This is a genomic window from Flavobacterium luteolum (assembly GCF_027111275.1).
GTDB classification, from domain to species: domain Bacteria; phylum Bacteroidota; class Bacteroidia; order Flavobacteriales; family Flavobacteriaceae; genus Flavobacterium; species Flavobacterium luteolum.
In genome coordinates, this window is the sequence record NZ_CP114286.1 from 2,280,466 (window position 1) to 2,305,588 (window position 25,123).

14 protein-coding genes are annotated in these 25,123 nt (G+C 35.2%); 7 read left to right on the forward strand and 7 right to left on the reverse strand.

All coding sequences use genetic code 11. The features are described from left to right. Positions 1 to 238 precede the first annotated feature (238 nt). From OZP10_RS09845 to OZP10_RS09860, 4 genes are all read left to right on the forward strand, one after another. Positions 239 to 1,873, forward strand: coding sequence for a S8 family peptidase (locus OZP10_RS09845; RefSeq protein ID WP_281634486.1), 1,635 nt, complete (start codon positions 239 to 241; stop codon positions 1,871 to 1,873). 64 nt (positions 1,874 to 1,937) lie between these two features. Next, positions 1,938 to 3,818, forward strand: coding sequence for a M1 family metallopeptidase (locus OZP10_RS09850; protein ID WP_281634487.1), 1,881 nt, complete (start codon positions 1,938 to 1,940; stop codon positions 3,816 to 3,818). Positions 3,819 to 3,954: 136 nt separating this feature from the next. After that, positions 3,955 to 4,539, forward strand: a complete 585-nt coding sequence (locus OZP10_RS09855; RefSeq protein WP_281634488.1) for a Crp/Fnr family transcriptional regulator — start codon at positions 3,955 to 3,957, stop codon at positions 4,537 to 4,539. A 94-nt stretch (positions 4,540 to 4,633) separates the two neighbouring features. Next, positions 4,634 to 5,692: an SDR family oxidoreductase gene (locus tag OZP10_RS09860; RefSeq protein WP_281634489.1), complete on the forward strand. Its 1,059-nt coding sequence runs from the start codon at positions 4,634 to 4,636 to the stop codon at positions 5,690 to 5,692. Between the two features lie 264 nt (positions 5,693 to 5,956). Here OZP10_RS09860 and OZP10_RS09865 read toward each other — a convergent pair whose 3' ends face one another. Then, on the reverse strand, positions 5,957 to 6,895 hold the full coding sequence (locus OZP10_RS09865; RefSeq protein WP_281634490.1) for an L-threonine 3-dehydrogenase: 939 nt from the start codon (positions 6,893 to 6,895) through the stop codon (positions 5,957 to 5,959). Between the two features lie 323 nt (positions 6,896 to 7,218). On the opposite strand from OZP10_RS09865, the gene OZP10_RS09870 reads away from it, so the two are divergent. The 3 genes from OZP10_RS09870 to OZP10_RS09880 all read left to right on the forward strand — a co-directional run bounded on the left by OZP10_RS09870 (position 7,219) and on the right by OZP10_RS09880 (position 11,983). Further along, entirely contained in the window at positions 7,219 to 7,827 is a 609-nt protein-coding gene (locus tag OZP10_RS09870) for a hypothetical protein (protein ID WP_281634491.1), read from the forward strand. Next, a complete protein-coding gene (mfd, locus tag OZP10_RS09875) occupies positions 7,820 to 11,185 on the forward strand; it encodes a transcription-repair coupling factor (RefSeq protein WP_281634492.1) in 3,366 nt (1,121 codons plus the stop codon). Before OZP10_RS09870 ends, mfd begins: the two co-directional genes overlap by 8 nt. 243 nt (positions 11,186 to 11,428) lie before the next feature. Continuing rightward, complete coding sequence (locus OZP10_RS09880) at positions 11,429 to 11,983, forward strand: DUF5683 domain-containing protein (RefSeq protein WP_177211352.1); 555 nt, start codon at positions 11,429 to 11,431, stop codon at positions 11,981 to 11,983. A 161-nt stretch (positions 11,984 to 12,144) separates the two neighbouring features. Here OZP10_RS09880 and OZP10_RS09885 read toward each other — a convergent pair whose 3' ends face one another. From OZP10_RS09885 to OZP10_RS09910, 6 genes are all read right to left on the reverse strand, one after another. Continuing rightward, positions 12,145 to 15,261, reverse strand: coding sequence for an Ig-like domain-containing protein (locus OZP10_RS09885; protein WP_281634493.1), 3,117 nt, complete (start codon positions 15,259 to 15,261; stop codon positions 12,145 to 12,147). Between the two features lie 224 nt (positions 15,262 to 15,485). After that, on the reverse strand, positions 15,486 to 17,666 hold the full coding sequence (locus OZP10_RS09890; RefSeq protein WP_281634494.1) for a glycoside hydrolase family 97 protein: 2,181 nt from the start codon (positions 17,664 to 17,666) through the stop codon (positions 15,486 to 15,488). A 39-nt stretch (positions 17,667 to 17,705) separates the two neighbouring features. Further along, entirely contained in the window at positions 17,706 to 19,103 is a 1,398-nt protein-coding gene (locus tag OZP10_RS09895; protein WP_281634495.1) for an alpha-amylase family glycosyl hydrolase, read from the reverse strand. Positions 19,104 to 19,222: 119 nt separating this feature from the next. After that, positions 19,223 to 20,299, reverse strand: coding sequence for a SusE domain-containing protein (locus OZP10_RS09900; RefSeq protein WP_281634496.1), 1,077 nt, complete (start codon positions 20,297 to 20,299; stop codon positions 19,223 to 19,225). A 14-nt stretch (positions 20,300 to 20,313) separates the two neighbouring features. After that, entirely contained in the window at positions 20,314 to 21,807 is a 1,494-nt protein-coding gene (locus OZP10_RS09905; protein ID WP_281634497.1) for a RagB/SusD family nutrient uptake outer membrane protein, read from the reverse strand. Positions 21,808 to 21,815: 8 nt separating this feature from the next. Next, positions 21,816 to 25,031, reverse strand: a complete 3,216-nt coding sequence (locus OZP10_RS09910) for a TonB-dependent receptor (protein ID WP_281634498.1) — start codon at positions 25,029 to 25,031, stop codon at positions 21,816 to 21,818. Between the last annotated feature and the right edge of the window lie 92 nt (positions 25,032 to 25,123).

A 25,123-nucleotide genomic window follows, 5' to 3' on the forward strand; every position in this document is an offset into this window, starting at 1 on the left:
ACGGGAAAACGTAAACACTATATTATTTGTTGATTTTTTACCATTCAAAGTCATTGCAAGTATATTTTTGAATGAATAGAATTACATTTATAATGATTTGAATGATAAATATTTGAGGGTATTATAGTTTTGATTATTTTTCGTCAAAATTTCATAACACATTGTTAACAGTTAGTTTTTTGTAACAAAAAAGCATAATTTAGACCCATCTTTTAACTTTACTTATATTTATACATACATGAGTCATATAAAACCTCTTAAATTATCTGCTTTTGCATTGCTTGTTTTAGCAGGTTGCAGCGCCACAGTTCAAGCGCAGGTTTCCACTTCAAAAGAGTTTATTACAGCGCCTGCGACAGTTGTAAAAAAAGCGCCTGTTAGTGAAAATGAATTAAAAAGATGGAGCCATCTTGATTTAATAAAAGACTCAATTCCAGGAATGAGTGTTGATAGAGCTTATGCTGAATTACTGCAAGGTAAAAAAGGGCAGAAAGTAATTGTAGGAATTGTAGATTCTGGTGTCGATATCGAGCACGAAGACCTACAGGGAATGATCTGGACAAATAAAAAAGAAATTCCAGGAAACGGAATCGACGATGACAAAAACGGATTTATCGACGATGTTCACGGATGGAATTTCCTTGGAGATGCTGTTCACGAAAATCTAGAATTGACACGTATCGTTAAAAAAGCCGATGATGGTTCTGCAGAATACAAAGCAGCTCTGGCAGAATATACTAAAAAGTATGAAGAGGCTCTTCAAGATAAACAGCAAGCAGATTTTTTACTTGATGTTCATAACACAATTAAAAAAGAACTTAATAAATCAGACTATAAACTCGAAGATTTAAGCGCAGTTACTTCAACAGATCCAAAAGTGGCAAGAAGTAAAGCAATTATGACTCAGATTTTTACCAATGCCGGACCAACTTTTAATCCAGAATCTGAATTGACAGAGTATAGTGAACAAGTTGAAGATCAGTTAAAATACAATTTAAACAAAGAATACGACGGAAGAAAAATCGTAGGAGATAATCCAGAAGATATTAAAAACAGCCATTATGGTAATAATGTTGTTTTTGGTCCAGACAAAGAAAAAGCACTTCACGGGACTCACGTTGCGGGAATTATTGCCCAAGTTAGAGGAAATAATTTAGGAGGAGACGGTGTAGCAAATAACGTTGAAATTTTGACAGTTAGAGCTGTTCCAGATGGAGATGAGTACGATAAAGATATTGCTTTGGCAATTCGTTATGCGGTAGACAATGGAGCAAAAGTAATCAATGGAAGTTTTGGAAAAAGCTTTTCTCCACATAAACAATGGGTTTATGATGCTATTGCCTATGCAGCTAAAAAAGACGTTTTAATTGTTCATGCGGCTGGTAACGATGGTTACAATATCGATGAAACAAAAAACATCAATTATCCAAACGATTCTAAAGACAACGTAAAAGAATTTGCAGATAATTTAATTACAATTGGAGCTATTAATAAATCATACGGAGAAAATGTTGTGGCTTCATTTTCAAACTTTGGGAAAATAAACGTAGACGTTTTTGCCCCAGGTGAAGAAATTTATGCAACGGTTCCAAACAATAAATACAAGTATTTGCAAGGAACATCAATGGCATCTCCAAATGCAGCTGGTGTTGCAGCTTTAATTCGTTCGTACTATCCAAAATTAAAGGCAGCTCAAGTTAAAAAGATTTTGATGGACTCTGGAGTAGCGCTTCCTTCAATGGTTGTTTTAGGAAAAGGTGAAAATCCTGGAGAAAAACCAGCAGCTGTTTCTTCTGCAGAATCATCAAAAACAGCTAAGATGGTAAATGCTTACAACGCTTTATTAATGGCAGAAAAAATGTCTAAAAAATAAACTATAGTACACTATTAATCCAATGGAAGGGCGAGAGCCCTTCCATTTTCTATTACATATTAACATGCGAAAAATTATTTTACTTTCTTTCCTAAGCTTAGGTTTTAACTCGGCTTTTGCACAAAGCGCCCCATATTGGCAGCAGCACGCTGACTATAAAATGGAGGTTTCGATGGATGTAAAAAACTATCAGTACAAAGGAAAACAAGAATTGGTTTATACCAACAACTCTTCTGATACTCTTAAAAAAGTATTCTATCATTTATATCCAAACGCTTTTCAGCCAGGAAGCGAAATGGATGCGCGTCTTCATTTTATTAAAGATCCAGACGGAAGAATGGTAAACAAAGTAAAACAAGCTGACGGAAAAGAAATAAAACAAAGCCGTATTGAAACTTTAAAGCCAAACGAAGTTGGGTACTTAAAAATCGCAAACTTCAAGCAAGATGGCGTTACGGCTCAAACAAGAGTTTCAGGAACGATCTTAGAAGTGACTTTGGCAAAACCAATCCTTCCAAATTCTAAAACGGCTTTTACTTTAGATTTTGACGGACAGGTGCCAGTTCAGATTCGTCGTTCAGGAAGAAACAATTCTGAAGGAGTTGAACTTTCAATGTCGCAATGGTATCCAAAATTAGCCGAATTTGATTTTGAAGGATGGCATGCAGATCCGTACATCGCAAGAGAATTTCACGGTGTTTGGGGTAATTTTGATGTAAAAATTACAATTGACAAAGATTACACAATTGGTGGTTCTGGATATTTACAGGATAAAAATTCAATTGGTCACGGTTACCAAGATGCAGGTGTAACGGTTACATATCCTAAAAAAGCAAAAACGTTGACTTGGCATTTTATTGCGCCAAATGTTCACGATTTTACATGGGCTGCCGATAAAGAATATACACACGATATTGTAAAAGGACCAAACGATGTTGATTTGCATTTCTTCTACAAAAACAACGAAAAAACGACAGCAAACTGGAAACAGTTAGAGCCGTTAATGGTTAAAGTAATGGACTATTACAACCAGAGAGTAGGAGCTTATCCATACAAACAATATTCATTTATTCAAGGTGGAGATGGTGGAATGGAGTACGCAATGTGTACTTTAATGTTAGGTAACGGAACTCTAGAAGGAATTCTTGGAACAGCAACGCACGAATTAGGGCACTCTTGGTTCCAGCATATTTTAGCTTCAAACGAATCAAAACACCCTTGGATGGACGAAGGTTTTACAACGTATATCGAAGACAGTGCTTTGAATGAATTAAAAGGAGATAAAAAAGAAGCAAACCCTTTTGCTGGGAATTATAAGGCATATTACAGTTTAGTAAATTCTGGTAAAGAACAGCCTCAGACAACTCACGGAGATCGTTACGATGAGAACCGTCCATACAGTATTTCTTCTTATGTTAAAGGAAGCCTTTTCCTTTCTCAGTTAGAATACGTAATAGGAAAAGAGAATGTTGATGCAACTTTAAAAAGATATTTTAACGATTTTAAATTCAAACACCCAACTCCTAACGATATTAAAAGAACAGCTGAAAGAGTTTCTGGAGCTGAGTTAGACTGGTATTTGATTGATTGGACACAAACTACAAATACGATCGATTACGGAATTAAGGATGTTGCTGATAATGCAGCAAAAACAACGGTTTCTTTAGAAAGAATTGGAAGAATGCCAATGCCAATCGATTTAAAAGTAGATTATACAGACGGAACATCTGAGACATTTTATATTCCGTTAAGAATGATGAACTTCATTAAACCAAATCCAAACCCGAACGAAAAAAGAACAGTATTAGAAGACTGGGCTTGGGCACAGCAAAACTATAGTTTTACAATTGACAAAAACAAGACGTCAATCAAAAAAATCACGATCGATCCAAGCGGATTAATGGCTGATGTAAAACAAACAAATAATGTTTTTGAAGTGAAGTAAAAATTCAAAAATCTCAAATAAAAAAAATCCAAAGCTGGTTTCTAGCTTTGGATTTTTTTTTGCTTGATAAATTTAAAAGAGTTGTAATTTTGATACAATAGTAATCTTGTAGATTGAAATTTTAAATTCAAAAAGAATGGCACAATACGAATCTTTAATAAAACATTTGCAAGACCGAGTAGAGCTTTCTGAGGAAGAAACGAATCAATTTGTTTCTAATTTTAAAATAAAAAAGATAAAGAAACGTCAGTTTATAGTGCAGCCAGATTTTGTGGCTAAGCATAGAAACTATGTGGTAGAAGGTGCTTTAAGAGCGTATGTTGTAAATGATGAAGGTCAGGAACACACGATTGCCTTTGCTATTGAAGATTGGTGGATTTCTGACTATAATAGCTATATTTATCAGCAGCCGGCCACGATGTTTGTTATGGCTTTAGAAGATGCTGTTTTGTTACAAATAGATTTCGAAACGGAAGCGAAATTGAAAAAGGCTAATCCAAAATTTGAAACTTTTTTTCGTATTACAGCAGAACGTACCGCAGCATTTTTTCAACGAAGAATTATTACCAATCTTACCTCTTCGGCAGAAGAACGTTATGAGAAATTTATAAATCAATTCCCTTTAATCGCAAATCGCGTGCCTCAATATGCTTTGGCATCTTATTTAGGGATGACAACAGAATTTCTTTCGAAAATAAAAAACAATAAGCTGAAAAAATAAACTTGAACTAGTTCAACCTTATTTCATAATTCACTTCATTTTATAGCTCTTTAGCTTGTCTGAACTTTGTAAAACAATTTTAAATACAAAGAAAATGACAGCAAATAAAAATACAGCATTGGTTGTTGGCGCAAATGGCGTTATCGGAACAAATCTTATAGAATATCTTTTATCTACTAACAATTGGGATATTATTGGATTATCCCGAAAAGGAGGCAATGATGCGCCTAATCTGAAATACATTTCAGTTGATTTACTGGATACTGAAAACAGTAAAAAGCAGTTATCTAGCCTCACAAATATTACGCATATATTTTACACCGCTTATCAAGATCGTCCATCATGGTCTGAACTTGTTGAGCCAAATCTAAACATGCTTAAAAATGTAGTTGAGATAATTGAACCATTATCTAAAGGCTTACAGCATATCAGTTTAATGCAGGGCTATAAAGTTTATGGAGCTCATTTAGGGCCTTTTAAAACTCCAGCAAAAGAAACAGACGCGGGTCACATGCCTCCAGAATTTAACATTGACCAGCAGCAATATTTAGAAAAAAAGAAAGAAGGAAAAAAGTGGAATTGGAGTGCTATTAGACCTTCTGTTGTAGGTGGTACTGCAATAGGAAACCCAATGAATCTGGCACTTTTGATAGCTGTTTATGCATCAATTTCTAAAGAATTAAATCTACCGCTTCGATTTCCGGGAAAAGCAGGAGCTTACGATAAACTTATGGAAATGACCGATGCTGGACTCTTGGCTAAAGCAACTGTTTGGGCAGCAACAAATCTGCAATGCGCAAATCAGGCTTTTAATATTACAAATGGAGATCTGTTTCGATGGACAGAACTTTGGCCTAAAATCGCTTCTTATTTTGATATTCCTGTTGCGCCTCCACTTCAAATGGAATTAAAAACAGTAATGGCCGACAAAAAGGTTTTGTGGGAAAATATTCAGGAAAAATACAATTTAGAAAAACACGATTATGAAAAATTGACCAGTTGGAACTTTGGAGATTTTGTTTTTTCTTGGGATTATGATTTTTTTGCTGATGGAACCAAAGCAAGACGTTTAGGTTTTTATGAGTTTATAGATACAGAAGAAATGTTTTTTAGTCTTTTTGATCAATTGCGCCAAGAAAGAATTATACCATAAATAAGAATGGTTTTTTGAAGTAAATAGGAAAGAAAGCACTATATAAGTTGATAAACGGGACTTTTTCTTTTAAGGCGTAACGTTTTTTTGAATAGCCTTCAGCTTTAGCTGGAGGAACAAAAATGAGAATAAAAAAGGCTTTAGCTAAACTATCAAAGTCTGGCTAAAGCCTTTCATTTTTATAACAAAAAATCTCCAACTAAAGTTGGAGGCAATTGATTATTTGCCTTTTAATGATAGTAAACAAATTGTGCTGAAAAGAATTTAACTCAAATGCTCAATCATATCTTTTGTCATGGTTTCTAAATCAAATTTATGATTCCATCCCCAGTCTTCTCTAGCAGAAGAATCGTCTATGCTAGCTGGCCAGCTGTCTGCAATTTTTTGGCGGAAATCTGGATTATAAGTAATCTCAAATTCAGGAATATGCTTTTTAATTTCTGCAGCAATTTCAGTTGGAGTAAAACTCATCGCAGCCAAATTGTATGAAGAATGTATTTTGATTTCTTCAACTGGCGCCTTCATGATATTAATTGTCGCGTCAATTGCATCATCCATATACATCATTGGCATTTTGGTTTCAGAAGACAAAAAGCATTCGTATTTTTTATCGGCAATAGCTTTATAGAAAATATCAACTGCATAATCTGTGGTTCCGCCGCCTGGAGGAGTAGACCAGCTGATTAAGCCTGGATAACGAATACTGCGAACATCAACTCCATAAATATTATGATAATATTCGCACCATCTTTCGCCCGCTTGTTTACTGATTCCGTAAACAGTTGAAGGCTCCATTACAGTATATTGTGGTGTGTTTTCTTTTGGAGTTGTTGGGCCGAAAACCGCAATACTCGAAGGCCAGAAAATCTTTTGAATCTTTTTTGCTTTTGCTAAATTCAAAACATGAAAAAGAGAATTCATATTCAAATCCCAAGCAAAAGCTGGGTTTTTTTCAGCAGTTGCAGATAAAAGTGCTGCCATCAGATATATATCGGTAATCTTATGCACTTCGACCAAATGTTCGATCTGATTAAAATCTAAAGCATTGACCACTTCAAAAGGTCCCGAATTAACAACATCAGTATTTAATTTTCTAATATCAGAAGCGATAACATTCTCGGTTCCGTATAATTTACGCAGTTTTTGAGTCAGCTCTGTTCCAATCTGACCGCACGCGCCAATGATCAATATTTTAGGGTTCATTTCTTGACGATTTTTAGAGAATACAAATATAACGTTTTCGCAATTACTTGCGCTTTTTTGGACGGTAAATTATAAATTCAATAATTAAAAAGTTTGTTTGTTATATTATTCTCTTTTAAAAGTGTGTCTTTGTGCCTTTTTTGAAAACCGCTGAAAAAGCGCCATTTTATTGCTATACTAATCAAATAAAAATTGTTATAATTGATTCTCTGATAGTAATAAAAAGACAAAAAAATAACCTTGATTTATAGAATCTTTAGCAAAAAACAGAATTCATAATTGTAAATTTACTTCGTAACTTTGCAGCCTAACTGTTTTAATCAATGAAATACCAAATATCTCTTTTTCTGCTTTTGACAACTGTATTATTTTCTTGCCAAAATGAAAATGAAAAACGCCTTGCAGAAAATGCAAAAGAAGCGAAAAAGAAAGAAGCTATTTTTAACAATATAAATAAAGGCTGGACTTTTCTAGACGAACCCATTAATGAGATTTCAGAATCACAATTGAATTCTTGGACGGAATGGCGTGAATTTATAAAAGAAATAGGTGAAAAGCCTAGAAAGACCATTGGTGCGTTTCAGAAAAAATCTGCAGCTATTTCCAAAAAAGCGATGGCTCTTAATAATAATATACCGGCTCAGTTTAATCAGCCTCAGATCAAGAGCCGCATTTCTATTTTGATTACTAAAATTAAAATGCTGGATTTGTTTATTCATTTGAGCAACATTCCAGATGATAAAGTGGTTTTTTTAATTCAGGAAATCAATAAGGAACTGATTTCTTTGGAAAGACAAATGGATAAAATTGTCGAAAAAGCCAAGATTCCTAAAGAACAAGGAGAAGAAGATTTCCTTAGAATGTTAGATACAACACGTGCGATTCCGAGTTCGGCACCGCCATTAGATAAAAATATACCAAGAGTTGAGTAAAAACGCCTTATATACTACATACGATAATCTGCCAAAAGCCGAGCAGATTGCTAAAAGTTTACTGGAAGGAAATCAGGTAAAAATGAACATCAGCGGATTGTTGGGATCTGCTGTTTCTTTTATAATACGTTCTGTTTTCAGGAAAACCGAACTGCCTTTTCTGATTGTTTTAGACAACAAAGAAGAAGCGGCATACTATCTAAACGATTTAGAACAAATGATTGGAGAACAAGATGTATTGTTTTATCCAGCTTCATTTCGCCGTCCGTACCAGATTGATGAAACAGACAACGCCAATGTTCTGCTTCGCGCGGAGGTTTTAAACAGAATTAATTCAAGAAAAAAACCAGCCGTAATTGTTACGTATCCTGAAGCACTTTTTGAAAAAGTAGTAACAAGAAGAGAACTAGATAAAAACACTTTAAAGGTTGCTTTGAACGATAAAATTTCAATTGATTTTATCAACGAAGTTTTGTTCGAATACGAATTCAAAAGAGTAGATTTCATTACAGAACCTGGCGAATTTTCTGTTCGTGGGGGAATTGTCGATGTTTTTTCTTTTTCAAATGATCATCCATATCGAATTGAGTTTTTTGGAAACGAAGTAGACAGCATCAGAACTTTTGATGTTGAAACACAGCTTTCAGTAGAAACACATAAAAAAATTACAATTATTCCGAACGTTGAGAACAAACTTTTTCAGGAAAATCGTGAAAGCTTCTTAGATTATATTGCGGAAAAAACAGTTCTTTTCATTCAAAATACTGAAGGACTTTTTAGTCAGTTAGACAAACAATTTGCAAGAGCAGAAGAAGCTTTTGAGAAACTTTCGGGAGAAATAAAACATGCAACGCCGGAACAATTGTTTTTAAATCAGGCGTCATTTATAAAAAGATCTTTAGATTTTTCGGTTGTAGAATTGGCCTCAAGACCAGTTTATAAAACAACCAAGAAATTTGAATTTCATATTCAGCCTCAGCCATCTTTCAATAAACAATTTGATTTATTACTGAATAATCTAAGCGAAAATCATTTTAACGGATACGTCAATTATCTGTTTTGTTCGAATGATACGCAAGCAAAACGTTTTCATGATATTTTTGAATCTTTGGATGAAGCCAATTCAGAAAATATCAGAAAGCAATATCATACGATTGTATTGCCTTTATACCAAGGTTTTATTGATGAAGAAAACCAAATAACGGCTTATACTGATCATCAGATTTTTGAGCGTTATCATAAATTCAACATTAAAAACGGATATTCGAAAAAGCAGAATATTACTTTAAAAGAATTAACCGCACTTTCTGTTGGCGATTATGTAACGCACATCGATCACGGAATTGGTAAGTTTGGAGGACTACAGAAAATTCAGGTTGAGGGTAAAACACAAGAAGCCATAAAATTGGTTTATGCCGATAATGATATTGTTTATGTGAGCATTCACTCACTTCATAAAATCTCCAAATACAACGGAAAAGACGGAACGCCTCCAAAAATATATAAACTAGGATCAAACGCTTGGAAGGTTTTAAAACAGAAAACCAAAGCGCGTGTCAAACATATTGCGTTCAATTTGATTCAGCTGTATGCAAAACGTCGTTTAGAAAAAGGGTTTCAGTTTGCGCCTGACAGTTATCTTCAGAACGAATTGGAAAGTTCGTTTATTTACGAAGATACGCCAGACCAAATGAAATCGACAGCAGAAGTGAAAGCCGATATGGAAAGCGATCGCCCAATGGATCGTTTGGTTTGTGGTGACGTAGGTTTTGGAAAAACGGAAGTTGCGATTCGTGCGGCTTTTAAAGCGGTTGATAATAGTAAACAAGTCGCTGTTTTAGTTCCGACGACTATTTTGGCGTATCAGCATTTTAGAACTTTTTCTGAACGTTTAAAAGATATGCCTGTTACAATTGGCTACTTAAACCGATTTAGAACGGCAAAACAAAAAACACAAACACTAAAAGATTTAGCAGAAGGAAAACTCGATATTGTGATTGGAACACATCAATTAGTAAATAAAAATGTCGTTTTTAAAGATTTAGGTTTATTGATTGTTGATGAGGAACAAAAGTTTGGAGTAAACGTAAAAGATAAATTGAAAACTATTGCTGCCAATGTCGATACGCTGACTTTGACAGCAACGCCAATTCCGAGAACTTTACAGTTTTCGTTAATGGCGGCTCGAGATTTATCGGTAATTACAACGCCTCCGCCAAACCGTTATCCTATTGAAACGAATGTGGTTGGTTTTAATGAAGAGATTATTCGTGATGCGATTTCATATGAAATTCAAAGAAATGGACAGGTTTTCTTCATCAATAACCGAATCGAAAATATAAAAGAAGTGGCAGGAATGATTCAGCGTTTGGTTCCAAATGCAAGAGTCGGAATTGGTCACGGACAAATGGACGGCGCCAAACTTGAGGAATTGATGTTAGGTTTCATGAACGGAGATTTTGATGTTTTGGTGGCAACCACAATTATAGAAAGTGGTTTGGACGTTCCAAATGCCAATACGATTTTCATCAACAATGCGAACAATTTCGGATTATCAGATTTGCACCAAATGCGTGGGCGTGTTGGTCGAAGTAATAAAAAAGCATTCTGTTATTTCATCTGTCCGCCATATTCATCTATGACCGAAGATGCTAGAAAACGTATTCAGGCGTTGGAACAATTCAGCGAATTAGGAAGCGGTTTCAACATTGCGATGAAAGATTTGGAGATTCGTGGAGCAGGAGATTTATTGGGTGGAGAACAAAGCGGTTTCATTAATGAAATTGGTTTTGATACCTACCAAAAAATCATGAACGAAGCGATTGAAGAATTGAAGGAAAACGAATTCAAAGATTTATATCCTGAGGAAAATGATATTGACACGAAAGAATACGTAAAAGACATTCAAATCGATGCTGATTTTGAGCTTTTATTTCCTGACGAATACATCAATAACGTTTCAGAACGTTTGGTTTTATATAACGAATTAGGTGCCATAAAAGACGAAGCTGGATTACAAGAATTTGAGAAAAAATTAATTGACCGTTTCGGACCATTGCCAAAACCTGCTGTTGCTTTATTAAACAGCATCAGAATAAAATGGATTGCGACAAAAGTTGGAATCGAGAAATTGGTTCTGAAGCAAGGAAAAATGATTGGTTATTTTGTATCCGATCAGCAATCAGATTATTACCAATCGGTGAAGTTTAGAAATGTCTTGAATTTCGTTCAAAAGCATAGTAATCTTTGTAAAATGAAAGAAAAACAAACCGTAAACGGATTACGTTTGTTATTGACTTTTGAGAACGTGAAGTCGATAAAACGTGCGCTGGAGTTGATGGAATTGTTTGAGGAGTAAAATAAAGTTTGCCACGAATTGCACGAATTCACACGAATTTTTTTGCCACAGATTAAAAAGATTATGAAGATTAAAAAAATCATTTAAATCCTTTTAATCTGTGGCAATAATTTTTTAAAATAATTCGTGCAAATTCGTGAAATTGGTGGCAAATAAAAAATTAAGCTTTCTTTATCTTTTATTTAAGAAAAATCTTAGAATTAAAAAGTTTTCTTTGAGTCAAATTTTCAAAGACAACTTTATATGCAGAACCAATTTATTCTTCTTTTTCTATTCTTAGGATTAACTACAATCTTTGCTCAGGGAAAAAATAAAAACATTTTAAAAGATTCTCTAAAATCGGAAACCATTGACCCGCTTCGTCCTGCAAAAGCTGCATTTTATTCGGCTGTTTTGCCTGGTTTAGGTCAGATCTACAATAAAAAATATTGGAAACTTCCTTTAGTTTATGGCGCAATCGGTACAAGTGCATATTTATACATTGATAATCAGAAAAACTACAATTTGTACAGAGATGAATATAAAAGCAGATTGGAAGGAAAAAAAAGTGATTCGGAATTTTTGGCTGGCTTAAGCGAAAGCCAATTAATTACGGCTCAAAAAGGCTATCAGAGAAATAGAGATTTATCTGCTTTATTTATGGTGGGTTTTTATATTTTAAATATAATCGATGCCAATGTTGATGCTGCTTTGTCTCAATTTAATGTAGATGAAAGATTAGCGTTTAAACCTGCAATCATAAAAAATGATATCAATTTAAAGAATGATTTTGGAGTTGCTCTGAATTATTCGTTTTAAAAAAAGATTCGCCACGAATTTTTACGAATTCTTTTTTACCACAGATTTAAATGATTTTGAAGATTAAAAAATCATTTAAATCCTTTTAATCTGTGGCAAAATAAAATAAAAAAAGGCGTATGAAATTTTCATACGCCTTTAATTTTTCATCTAAAATCAGCTTATTTAACAATCAGTTTTTTGGTCACATTAAAATCTTTAGAAATAATATTTACAATATAAACTCCAGAAGATAAATGATGATTTACTTGCCCTGAAGAAGAAAGTCTTTCAGTAAGAAGAGTTCTTCCGTTCAAATCAGAAACGAAAATTTCTGCAACATCTCCACTTGCTAATTCTGGCATTAGAATATTAAATACATTGTTTGTCGCTGGATTTGGGTAAATACCGATTACTGGTTCAGTTGTAGAAACTTCTTCAACTTTTAAAGCCATTTTTGATGTTCCAACTGTTGTTGGCTCCAATTGCCATTGCGCACTGTACCAGCCGTCTTGCGAATTTCCGTATTGTGCAGCACCGGTTTGGTTTTCGATATGAATAATATTTCCTGTCTGCCATCTATTTCTTAAACGAACCCAAGTTCCGTCAATATAATCACTTGACCATTGCGCGCTCCAGAAAGTAGTATCGGTTATATTGCACTGTACATTTCCTGTCTGGCCTTCGATATTCATCAATTCTCCTGTTGCAACATTTTTAAGAACAAAATAAGTGGCATCAATTGCGATTTTTTGCCATTTGTAATTGTTGCCAGAAACAGATGTTCCGTAACCTGTATTTGTTCCTGCATCAGATAAATAAGCGCCAGTCCATCTGTTTTTGATTGTATAATAATTTCCTCCGCCAGATGCAGTTGTAACCGATACCAGACATGTACTAGTTTTGTTTCCGTCAACAGTTGTAACAGTAATTGTTGCTGTTCCATTCGCTACAGCGGTGATTAAACCAGAAGCATTTACAGTGGCTACAGCTGTATTGTTTGAACTATAAGTTACCGATTTATTAGTTGCATTTGCAGGAAGAATTGTTGGGGTTAATTGCTGTGTTCCACCAACGTTTAATGAAGCTGTCGTGGGACTTAAACTAACACTAGTAACAGCAACACCAGTTCCTGGATTAGAATCGTACCAAGCGCTGTTCATGTACCATCCGTTTTTATCTCTGCTTAAATCGGCTGTTTGGTTTGTTCCATCATTGAAAATTAAATTGGTTGAAGTTACATTGGTAAAAGTATAGCTGTACCAGCCATTTCCATCATCAGTCATGTTTACTCCTGGCCAGTTTACAGTTGCCAATACTCCTGTTGGTAAAGCATTCCAATAGTAGATTTTAATTCCAGTTCCCCAATTTGATGGTTTGTAGAAATAAACAGTAAAATTGGTATTCGGATTAACCGTAATTGTAGCCGAAGCTGTTTTGTTTCCGTCTTGTGTCGTTGCTGTAATCGTTGCAGTTCCTGCAGAAACTGCTGTTACAAGTCCGCTTGAATTTACCGTTGCAATTGCGGTATTGCTTGAAGTCCAAGTTACATTTTTGTTCGTTGCGTTTGCAGGCGAGATTGTCGCTGTAAGCTGTTGTGTATTTCCTGCATACAAACTTGCTGAGGTAGGAGATACTGCTACAGAAGAAACTGGAATTGCAGCAACAGTTATAGCCGAAGTTGCTGTTTTATTTCCGTCAACTGTTTTTACTGTTATTGTTGTGGTTCCTGCAGCAACAGCCGTAACTAAACCAGAAGCATTTACAGTTGCAACAGCTGTATTGCTTGAGGTCCAAGTTACATTTTGATTGGTTGCATTTGCTGGAGCAATTGTCGCATTTAATTGCTGTGTTGATCCTAAACCAACAGTTACCGTAGTTGGACTAACAGAAACTCCTGTAACCGCTACAACAGGTGCATTTGTATTGGTTAAAACTAAATATTCGTATGCAGCAAAATTACGTGTAGAACCCGCAGTTAAAGTTACCGAAGCATTATTGTTATAAGGATTAACATAAGTTCCTGCCAAAGCTGCTGGAATAACATACGATTTAGCTGCATTTCTCAAATTCGACATTACAATGACTTTTTCTGAGCCTAATGTTTTTGTAAAAATGCTAATGTCATCGTTGGCATAAGTTGTTAAATCACCTCGTCTGATTGCTGCACTGGTAGTTCTAAAGTTTAAGATTTTGGCAAAATCTGCAGCAGCCGTTGGATTTTGTGACCAGTTGAATTTAAAGTTTGTCCAAGGCCAATCGGTTTTTGGTTCGTAATCTATTTCCTGTCCGCTCATTAAAAAAGGAACCCCTCTCATATAAGCCGAAACCAAGAAATTGGCAACAATTCCGTTGTGATTTTTAAATACAACAAATGGTCTTCTCACACCATCATCATTGGTATAAGTATCATGGTTACCTGTATATCTAACGATTTGCTGATTTCCAGTCGCTTTAGCATATTCATAAGTTGTCTGATCTTGGATTCTTTGAGAAACAGGACCTCCATTAGCAATATCATATAAACCGCTATGAAACCATCTGTCTCCATAATTCATATCGAAACCAACTTGAAAGTTTTCTTGCCTGTCTCCTTCAGCTAGCATCAATAAATTATGAGAAGTTATGCTTCGAAGATTTGAATTCACTTCTGACCAGAAATCTAAAGGCGGATTATTGGCATAATCGCAACGGTAACCATCAATATTGGCAGCAAAAATCCAGTAACGCATGGCATCTTTTATGGCTGCTCGTGTAGCAGAACTATTAAGATCAAGCGCCGCAATATCGGAGAAGTTTCCTAATTGCTGAATTGTTGTGCCGGTTCTCTTGTAATATTCAGGATGTGAAGCAATCCAGACATTGTCCCAAGAAGTTCCATTGATGGCAATATCTAGAATTACAGCCATTCCGCGGCTGTGAGCGCCATCAACCAAAGTTCTTAAATCGGCTAAAGATCCATATTCAGAACCCACGGCTTTAAAATCTTTGATACAATAGGGTGAAGCCGAACTGCGAGAATCGGTACCATGTGGGAAAATAGGCATTAGATAAATAACATTGGTGCCCAGTGCTTTTATATTGTCTAATCTAGCAGTTACTCCGGCTAAATCTCCGTTGGCACTAAAAGGGCGTATATGCACTTGATACATATTAACATCTCTCGTGTCTGGCACACCGGCAAAAGGTGTTCCGTATTGCGGAGGATCTTGCGCATAAACTGAACTTGCAAATAATAATAGAAAGCAAACTAATGCTTTGGTAATATGAAATAATCTAGGGGTAATTTTGATTTTCATAATAGTAGTTTTTTGCATGCTTGTCGGCATTTCTAACTAAAATTCATTTTCACTCGCATTGTTTTTAAATTCGACAAACATTTTGTGGTTAATAGTTTTCAAATAGTAAGTTTTTTTTGCTCAAAAAATGAGCATAGTTTTTCTGCCACGAATTCACGAATTAATTATTTATTGGAAAATCTTAATTTGAAAAATTCGTGAATTCGTGACTGAAAAACAGTAATCTATAATTTTTTCAATCCTTTTAAATCTGCAGCAGTTCCTTCTTTGATGCTGATGGCAACACCTCCGCCTGGAGCTAAATACTGTTTTAATTTTGTTTTTGAGTTTACGATAAATTTAGTAACCGTATATTTTTGTGGATTCTGATTCCAATTGGCCTCTTTAGCATCGGCATAAATAGTGGCAACGAAATTTTTCCCTGCAGGTAAATAATCAAATGAAATGTTTGCTGTTCTTGCATTTTCATCTGTAATTCCGCCAATAAACCACTCGTTTTTGCCTTTTGCTTTTCTTGCAATTGTAATATAATCTCCCGGTTCAGCTTCCAAAATATAACTGTTATCCCAATCAACAGCTACATCTTTAATGAACTGAAATGCATCTGGAAAACGCTCATAATTTCCAGGAATATCAGCAGCCATTTGCAGTGGACTGTACATAGTTACATAATAAGCCAATTGTTTTACCAAAGTCGTGTTTACTCGTTGTGAACTTCCGGTTCCGTAATACGAAAGATCGGTTTGGAAAATTCCAGGCGTATAATCCATTGGTCCACCCATTAATCTTGTAAAAGGTAAAATTGTAGTATGATCTGGAGCTAATCCTCCCATAGATTCGAACTCGGTACCGCGCGCTGATTCCTGAGCAATCCAGTTTGGATAAGTTCTGTTTAATCCTGTAGGACGAACGGCTTCGTGGCTGTCAATCATAATTTTGTAATCGGCAGCACGTTTCGCGACATTAATGTAATGATTCACCATCCATTGTCCGTCGTGATGTTCTCCACGAGGAATGATTTTTCCAACATATCCTGTTTTTACAGCATCATAACCATTATCATTCATAAACTGAAAAGCACGATCCAAACGGCGTTCGTAATTGGTTGCCGATCCTGAAGTTTCGTGATGCATGATAATTTTTACGCCTTTTGAAGCGGCATATTCATGAACCGCTTTTACATCAAAATCAGGATAAGCGGTTACGTAATCAAAAACTTCTTCTTTCCAGTTATTAATCCAGTCTTCCCAACCAATATTCCATCCTTCGATAAGAATTGCATCGAAACCATTTTTAGCAGCAAAATCAATGTATTCTTTTGCACGTTCTGTTGTGGCTCCATGTTTTCCGTTTGGCGTAAGTTTGGTAAAATCATCGGTTAATTTTACATTGGTTTCTTTTCCAAAAGCCCACGTACTTCTTCCTGCAACAAAATATTCCCACCAAATTCCGATGAACTTTACAGGTTTAATCCATGAAACGTCTTTGTAACTTGTTGGTTCATTTAAATTCAGAATTAATTTTGAAGCTAAAATATCTGTTGCTTTATCACTTACAACAATAGTTCTCCAAGGCGATTGTGCATCGGTTTGCATGTAGCCTTTTGCTCCAACAGCATCGGGCGCCAAATGACTGATCATTTTATTGTTTACAGGATCAACTTCAAGATACATTGCCGGATAATTGATTAATCCTGCTTCGTGAATGTTGATGTATAAACCATCATCAGATTTCATCATTGACGGCGTTTGTACTGATAATGCTGCGATTGGCCACTGCGAATTGATTTCGATAGTAGCTTTTTTCATCAGCGAAGGAATCTCTGAAATTTTTGAAGTTGTATACGCATATTCGTTAGTATCATAATCCCCTGGAATCCAGAAAATTTTATGATTTCCAGCTAAGTTAAATTGCGAACGTTCTTCTTTAATTACAAAATAGCTCAGGTCATTTTGTTTTGGGAATTCGTATCTAAATCCTAATCCATCATTGAATAAACGGAAACGAATTCTAATAAACCTGTTATTGTTTTTCGCTTGCGCTAAAGTGACAACCAATTCGTTATAATGATTTCGAATTGTTTTTTCTTCACCTAAAACCGGATTCCAACTTTTATCAACAGAAGATTGTGCTGTATTTGTAACGGTAAAACCATCCAAAAACGAAGGCATATTTTGAAGTTCTAAACCTAAAGAACTAGGTTTAATAACCGGTTTTTGTTTGTATGATAATTGATAAGACGGAATTCCGCCTTCTTTCAATTCAAATTTTAAGGAAAGATTTTTGTCTGGCGAAGTTATTTCTTGTGCTTTAACCGCTAAAGAGCAAAGGCAGAGGAAAAATAAAAGCGCAGTTTTCCTGTCCAAACGAATTTGGAACAGTATTTTTCGGGATTGAAAATTCATGTTTTTTTAGTTTTTACAAATCTATTTGTATCAGAAGCGTTATTGTTTTTTAAGGATTAAATATTGATAAGCTTCTAAATTGATTTCTGTGCCAATTGCTATTTGATTTCCAGTCAATGCATCTGTCCAATTGGTGTTAGCCAAAGCAGTTGGAGCAGTATATTTTACATTTTTATTTTTGATATTAGCAACAATTAAAACTTTATCGGTTGCAGTTTCCATGGTAAAAGCACTCACATCATTACTGCTGTAACCAGTCAGTTTTCCTTTTCGAAGCGCTTCACTAGAATTTCTAAAGGCAATTATTTTTTGATATTCCAAAAGCATATCATTATCAGCAGTCGACCAATCGATTGGCACATTGTCAAAATAATCAATGCGTTTGTTATACCCAATTTCTTGACCGTTATAAATCATAGGAACAGATTTCATGCTTGATGCGATTACAAAAGCGGCTAAAGAACCTTTTTTGCCTCCAAAAAGTTCAAGCGGAGTTCCGTCAGAAAGGTTAACATCGTGGTTTGTGGTATAGCGCACAATGCGTTTCGAAGCATCAAGTTGCCCATATTCTTTAGAACTTTCTGTTTGAAGATAACTTGCAGGCTGCGCTTCAGAAAATACTTTTTCGAGAGCACCGAAATAAGCAAAACCAAAAGTATAATCGAATCCTGCATCAAAATGATTGGCTCTAGTGCCTTCTGCCATCAAAATCATCCTCTGATTCTTTATTTTACGGATTGCAGTAATCGCTTCTGACCAGAAATTCATCGGAACAAAATCGGCAGCATCACATCTGAAACCATCAATATTGGCATTATAAACCCAATAAGACATGGCATCGATCATTGCTTTTTTCATTTCGACATTGGTATAATTTAACTGCGCTACATCTTGCCAGTTTGTTCCTGGCGGAATGATAATGTTGCCGCTAGCGTCTTTTTGATACCAGTCTGGATGTGCTGTTATCCATTGGTTGTCCCAAGAAGTATGATTGGCAACCCAGTCTAAAATCACCGCCATATTTTTGCTGTGTGCTTCTGTTACTAAAGCTCGAAGATCTTCTAATGTTCCGTAATCGGTATTAACGGTTTTGTAGTCTTTAATAGAATACGGTGAACCTAATTTTCCAGCCATTTTTACTTTTCCAACAGGATAAATCGGCATTAGATAAATGACATTTGCACCTAGTTTCTGAATATCTCCAAGTCGTTTCTGAACACCTTTTAAATTTCCTTCGGGACTGAAAGAGCGCACATTTACCTGATAAATTACGGCATCTTCATTGGCTGCAACTTTATCAAATGGTGATCCATACTGCTGATATTCGTTTCCAGGCTGTGGATTTGGCTCGGGTTTCGGATTTTCTTCAGAAGAACTGCACGATACAAAAGCTATTGAAAGCAGTAAAGCAAGAAAAATGTTGGAGTTAGACTTCATAATTTTAAAAATTAAATTGGATAGTTTTTGAGCAGGAGTTTTATTTTTAGATAACCTGCCTTTTGCTCAGAAAGGCAGGTATCACTCAAAACTAATCTAACAAGTATGAATGTGCTAGATTATTTTTTAACTATACTGCAAGTTGCTGTTGCAGGATAGCCATTTGTATTTGGATCTGTTTCTTCAATAGTGAACGTAACTTCATAAGTTCCCGTTTCAGTAATGGTATAAGAACCTTGATCGTCACGATTGATGGTATTTGTTGTAGCATCTTTTGGTCCGTAATTAACGTCCCACTTGTTGTTCAATCTGAATTTCAATGCTCCAGGAACTAAATCTGCTGTTACTTTCCACGTTTTAGTCTGATGATTGTAACTCATAGGAGTACTATTGTCCCATCCTCCGGTTTGAGCTGTTCCAACAATTCCCCATGCATAAGGAGTTGCAGACCATTTTAGCGTGTTCAAATTTACTTTAATTTGGTATGAACCTGCACTTGGAAGAAATAAATTATCATCATCCATTCTAACTAGATCTTCATTAGTAGCACCTGCACCATAAAATTCGGCCCATGTTCTGGCAGTATTTAATTTGAATGCTAATGCAGTACCTTCAGCAGTCATGTATCCTTGGTAGATTCCTTTTTCTATTGCTGTTAAAGCAGAAGCAGTTTCAACTGCCCAACCTTGATAATCTCCAGGCATAAAAATTTCACCAAAAACAACTGCTTTTTCGTAAGGAGTAACCGTTAACTCAATTGGATCTGAATAAATATTTCTGTCCATGGTAGCAACAACTCTTACGGCTAATTTTCCGTCTGTGTTTGGTTGTAATCCTAAATCAGTTGCAATTTTATTCAAATCACGAACAGTAAAAGATTTACTCAAAACATCGTTTCCTGCTTCAAATGTTTTCGCATTTAACCAAGCTTTAGCACCGGTAGTATTTGCCGGAAGATCAAATTGAACCGTATATAAAACGGGAGCTTCAATCGGGAAAACAACAGCTGACCAAGAAAAAGTTGTTGCAGTATCGTCGGCGGTATCTTCTGTAAGCACAATTTTACTTGCAGAGGATGTAATTGCGGCAGGAAAAGTAACCGATTTTAAAACGGTTAATTCAGCATCAGATTCACAAGAAGCAGTCACGATTGCAAATGCAAGTAATGCTACTAATTTATTTATATATTTTTTCATATTATTTAGCTGTTTTAGTAACCTGGATTTTGTTTAAGTCCTGGATTTGCATTTAAAGCTGAAGTAGGGATAGGGAATATTTTTCTATATTCTTCTGAAGTGCCTTTGAATTCATTTGGCAACAAAAATTTGTCAAAACGAATCATATCTTCTCTACGATGTCCTTCCCAATTTAATTCACGTCCTCTTTCATCAAAAATATCATCAAGAGTTGGGTTTGAAGCTAAAGCAGCAAGACCAGCACGAGTTCTAATAGCATCCACTAAAGGTTTCGCTGCTCCTGCATTTCCTAAACGAACATTGCATTCGGCTGTCATTAACATAACATCAGCATATCTGTAAATTGGGAAATCATTTGAAGCTCCGCCACCATTCATTGAACCTGCAGGATAAAATTTAACATTTCTAACACCTTCCTGAGCACCTGCTCCCGGATTATCTAATGAAGTGATGTCTAATGTATAATTTACGTTACCTGGCTGTGGTCCTAATAAGAATTGTTTTTTACGAATATCTTTATCGTCATACTTTAGGTAAAAATCTTTTGGAATAACAGATCCGTTCCAGCCACTATAACCAAATAAAGCATTAGCATGTGGCCCAATCAAACTACGTACTGTAAAAATATTACGACCTACAACATCAACGGTAGTATAAATAGATAAAATAGTTTCATCTTGTGGACTTACATCTCCAAACAGTTCATAGTATTTATTTCCTAATGGACTCGAAGCATCTGAAAGAGCAGGATGTAATGAAAACCCTCCGCCATTTACAACATTACAAGCGGCCAAACATTCTTCCCATTTTGGAGTTCCGGTTAAAACACCTGCATTCAAGTATGCCTTAGCAAGCAAAGTATATCCAGCCCATTTGTTGAATCTGCCGTAAAATTCTCCACCCTTAGTACCTGGCAGTAGATCAACATTTGCTTTTAATTCAGAAACTACAAAATCAAATACTTCTTTACGACTTGCTTGCGGTATTTTATCAACTGTGATATTGTTGTCTGTATAAAATGGTACATTTCCAAAATCGTCAATTAATAAATAATAGAAAAAAGCTCTTAAAACTTTTGCTTCAGCAATTTTTGATGCATCCGCTTTAGAGTCTTCTAATAGTTGTATTGCAAGGTTTGCATTGAAAACTGATACATATAACCAGTTCCATGTATTTTTAACTACATCGTCTGTTGGCAACCATTGGTGTTTAAACAAGATTGCAAATTGAGTTGACCAGTCACCTGTATTTCTATGAGGAATAACCTGATCGTCTACACACATGGAGTTTAAGTCGTACCAGCCCAGATCTGCGCCAGCATAACCAACACCATTCCAATTACCAGGAATTTGGGCATATACACCAGCTAGAGCGATATCTGCTCCTTGAGGAGATCCATAAAAATCTGATGCAGGATATTTGTCATATACATTTTCTTCAAGATCGGTGCAAGCTGTAAGAGCAAAGAAACAAATGCTTCCTGCTATAAATATATTTTTTAATTTCATTTCTTTTACTATTTAAATTTAACATTTACACCAAACGAAATGCTTCTGGTACGAGGATAAATTCCTCTATCGCCTCCAAAATAATCATTTACGTCACCACTACCACTTAAGTTAATTTCAGGATCAATACCTGAATATTTTGTGATAAGGAATAGGTTATTTCCAGTAAGAGAAAGTCTAATTGACTCTATAAATCGATCTTTAAAGCTAAAATTGTATCCTGCAGTAACGTTTTCTAAACGAACAAAAGAACCGTCTTCTAGCCATAAATTTGAAGAATATTGAGAGGTAAAAATACCTAAGCCAACAGCACTTTCTAAAACATTGCTTTTTCCAATGTTTTCCATATAGCTTGAACGTTGATTTACGGTGTTATAGATTTTATTTCCTCCAGATCCTCTTAATAAGAAAGAAGCGTCAAACTTTTTATATCTCAAAGTTGGATTGAAAGCAAAAGTATAAGTTGGTAGAGCAGAACCTTGCATTACGCGATCCGCACTCGTATTGCTTTGATCGAAATTTCCATCACCATTTTGATCTACCACTGTTTCAGAGTTGACTGCGTTTTTTCCGTCGTGTTGCAAAATGTTAAATGTACCAATTGGTTGTCCTTCTATTAAGTAAGAATTTGGCGCACCCCAGTCTATATAGTTCGTTTTCAATGGTACACCATTAATCTCTCCGTTTAATTTAAGAACCTCATTACGCATAAAAGATACATTTCCTGCCAAAGTTAAAGTTGTATTTTCATTGCTAATTACATCATATGCTAAAGCAAACTCCACACCTTCATTTCTTAAACTACCAATATTTGCTTGAATTTTGTCATATTGGTAAGGTGGTAGAGAAACGGTATAATTGAATAATAAATTGTCTGTTGTTGCTGTATATAAGTCAACCGTACCTCTCAATCTATTATTAATTAAGCCAAAATCAAGACCAATATTAGTTTGTTTTTTAGTTTCCCATTTCAAATCAGGATTAGCATTTTGAGTAATTTTATAATTTGAAATTTGAGAACCTCCAAAATAAGTAGTTCCTGCAGGACCTACTAAAGAAATTGATCCTTGAGGCTGTAAACCTTGCTGATTACCAGTAACGCCATAACCTACACGTAATTTCAAATCATTAACTACAGATTGATTGGCCATAAACGATTCTTTTGCAATTTGCCAAGCGACTGAAGCAGATGGGAAATTACCCCATTTATTATTTTCTCCAAATACAGAAGAACCATCACGTCTGATACTTGCTGTAACCAGATAACGGTCTAATAAAGAGTAATTTACTCTTCCTAAAAAAGAAACTAGAGTTCTGTCATTTTTAGAGGATTTAATATCTCCAGGTAGAGCTTTACTAATATCACCTAGTTGAAGGTTATTGTAAGTGGCTAAATCATTAACAAAACCTCTTACTTGAGAATAATTTTCTTGCTTGCTTTGGTATTGCCATTCGTAAAGACCTAAGGCATTGATTGAGTGAACTCCAAATGTTTTTTTGTAATTCAAACTAATGTCCATTAACTTTTCCTCTTGGCGAGTATTATTAATGTTTCCAAAACCTTTTTGATTAATAGCATTTGCATCTGTAGATTTTGCTGGATTATAGAAACCAATTGAATTATTTGCTTTTCTCCAGCTTCCAAACCAACCAGCCTGTAAACCATCAACGATATCTAAATCTGCTTTAAGGCTTCCGAATAAATTATCATATTTTCCCTCATTAGTAATTTCTTGTTGAGCCGCATAAGGATTCAAATACTGAAATAGGTTAGGATCTGTATAATAAGTTGTCCCATCTGATTCAAACACAGGATCAGTAGGACGCATTTGATAGGCCTGAGAAATTAAGTTTGAAACTTGATTAACTCTACCGATACTTTGTACACTGCTTTGAGTATTGCTAATTCCGTTAGTTAAAGTATAATTCAAAGTCAATTTATCATCCAATGCTTTTTGTGTTGCTTGTAATCTTGCAATATATTTTTTATTACTAGAGTTAATTACAACACCATCTTGCAAAATAGCACCCACAGAACCGTGGTAGCTGAATTTATCTGCGCCTCCACCAAACGAAAGTGTATGAGTTTGTGTAAACCCAGTTTGTGTTAAAATTCCGTACCAATCTGTATTTGCACCGTGATTTGCAGAAGCAGGAACACCAACACTTTGCGCTGCAGTCCACCACTGGTCAGCATTTAGAAAATCCAATTTTTTTGGAATAAAATCGATAGAAGAAGAACCTACATATTCAAAAGTTGTTTTTCCAGATTTGTTGGTTTTAGTAGTTACAATGATAACTCCAGGCGCACCCCTAGAGCCGTAAATAGCTGTAGCCGAAGCATCTTTAAGAATATCGATAGACGCAATTTCTGTTGGAGGAATAGAATTTAATAAATCTAAGTTTCCCTGAATTCCATCTACTACAACCAAAGGGTCGCTTCCGCCAATTAAAGAACTTACTCCACGAATACGTACACTTGGTCCAGAACCTGGTTCACTACCAATCTGGTTAATATTTACACCAGCCGCTTTTCCAGAAATTAATTGCAGCGGATTTACTATTGGACCTTGATTCATGTCTTTTGCAGCAATAGAAGACACCGCACCCGTTACATCTTTTTTAGAAACAGAACCATAACCCACCAAAACAACTTCCTGTAAGTTCGTAGCGTCTGGTTCCAATTGAATATTTAAAATACCATTTCCAACAGGAACTTTTTTGGTTTTATAACCTACAAAACTCACCAAGATTACAGAAGAACTGCTTTCGACAGTAAGTTTAAATTTACCATCAAAATCAGTTACAACACTGTTTTTTGTTCCTTCTTCGATAATAGAAGCACCAGGAAGCGGAGCACCATTTTCGTCGGTAACAATTCCAGAAATTGTTTCTTTTTCGTCGCCAATATTTTGTGTTTTTAAATCAGGTTTTTTTAGGATAATTTGTGTGTCGCGAATTTTAAATTCGGTCGGAGTTCCTTTAAAAATTCTGTCTAAAACTACATATATCGATTGTTCCTTTACAGAAATGGAAACCGTTCGATCTAAGTCGACATCATTCATTTTATAGATAAATCTGAAATCTGTTTTTTGTTCAATGGTCTCAATAACCTTTTCGATTGTTGAATTGTTTAATTCAAGGGTAACTTTTGTTTTTTGAGCATAAGTACTTGCTTTGATATTAAACATGGCGACCAAAATAAGTAGTGTAGTTAATTTCAATTTTAGGTCATTTTGGAACAATGAGTATAGAAACCCATTATTCTTAGATTTTTTTTTCATAATTTTGTTAATTGATTGTAGTTAATTCGTTA

Coding starts and splice junctions, on each gene's coding strand:
- OZP10_RS09845 (WP_281634486.1), top strand. CDS start 239: ATGAGTCATATAAAACCTCTTAAATTATCTGCTTTTGCATTGCTTGTT.
- OZP10_RS09850 (WP_281634487.1), top strand. CDS start 1,938: ATGCGAAAAATTATTTTACTTTCTTTCCTAAGCTTAGGTTTTAACTCG.
- OZP10_RS09855 (WP_281634488.1), top strand. CDS start 3,955: ATGGCACAATACGAATCTTTAATAAAACATTTGCAAGACCGAGTAGAG.
- OZP10_RS09860 (WP_281634489.1), top strand. CDS start 4,634: ATGACAGCAAATAAAAATACAGCATTGGTTGTTGGCGCAAATGGCGTT.
- OZP10_RS09865 (WP_281634490.1), bottom strand. CDS start 6,895: ATGAACCCTAAAATATTGATCATTGGCGCGTGCGGTCAGATTGGAACA.
- OZP10_RS09870 (WP_281634491.1), top strand. CDS start 7,219: ATGAAATACCAAATATCTCTTTTTCTGCTTTTGACAACTGTATTATTT.
- OZP10_RS09880 (WP_177211352.1), top strand. CDS start 11,429: ATGCAGAACCAATTTATTCTTCTTTTTCTATTCTTAGGATTAACTACA.
- OZP10_RS09885 (WP_281634493.1), bottom strand. CDS start 15,261: ATGAAAATCAAAATTACCCCTAGATTATTTCATATTACCAAAGCATTA.
- OZP10_RS09890 (WP_281634494.1), bottom strand. CDS start 17,666: ATGAATTTTCAATCCCGAAAAATACTGTTCCAAATTCGTTTGGACAGG.
- OZP10_RS09895 (WP_281634495.1), bottom strand. CDS start 19,103: ATGAAGTCTAACTCCAACATTTTTCTTGCTTTACTGCTTTCAATAGCT.
- OZP10_RS09900 (WP_281634496.1), bottom strand. CDS start 20,299: ATGAAAAAATATATAAATAAATTAGTAGCATTACTTGCATTTGCAATC.
- OZP10_RS09905 (WP_281634497.1), bottom strand. CDS start 21,807: ATGAAATTAAAAAATATATTTATAGCAGGAAGCATTTGTTTCTTTGCT.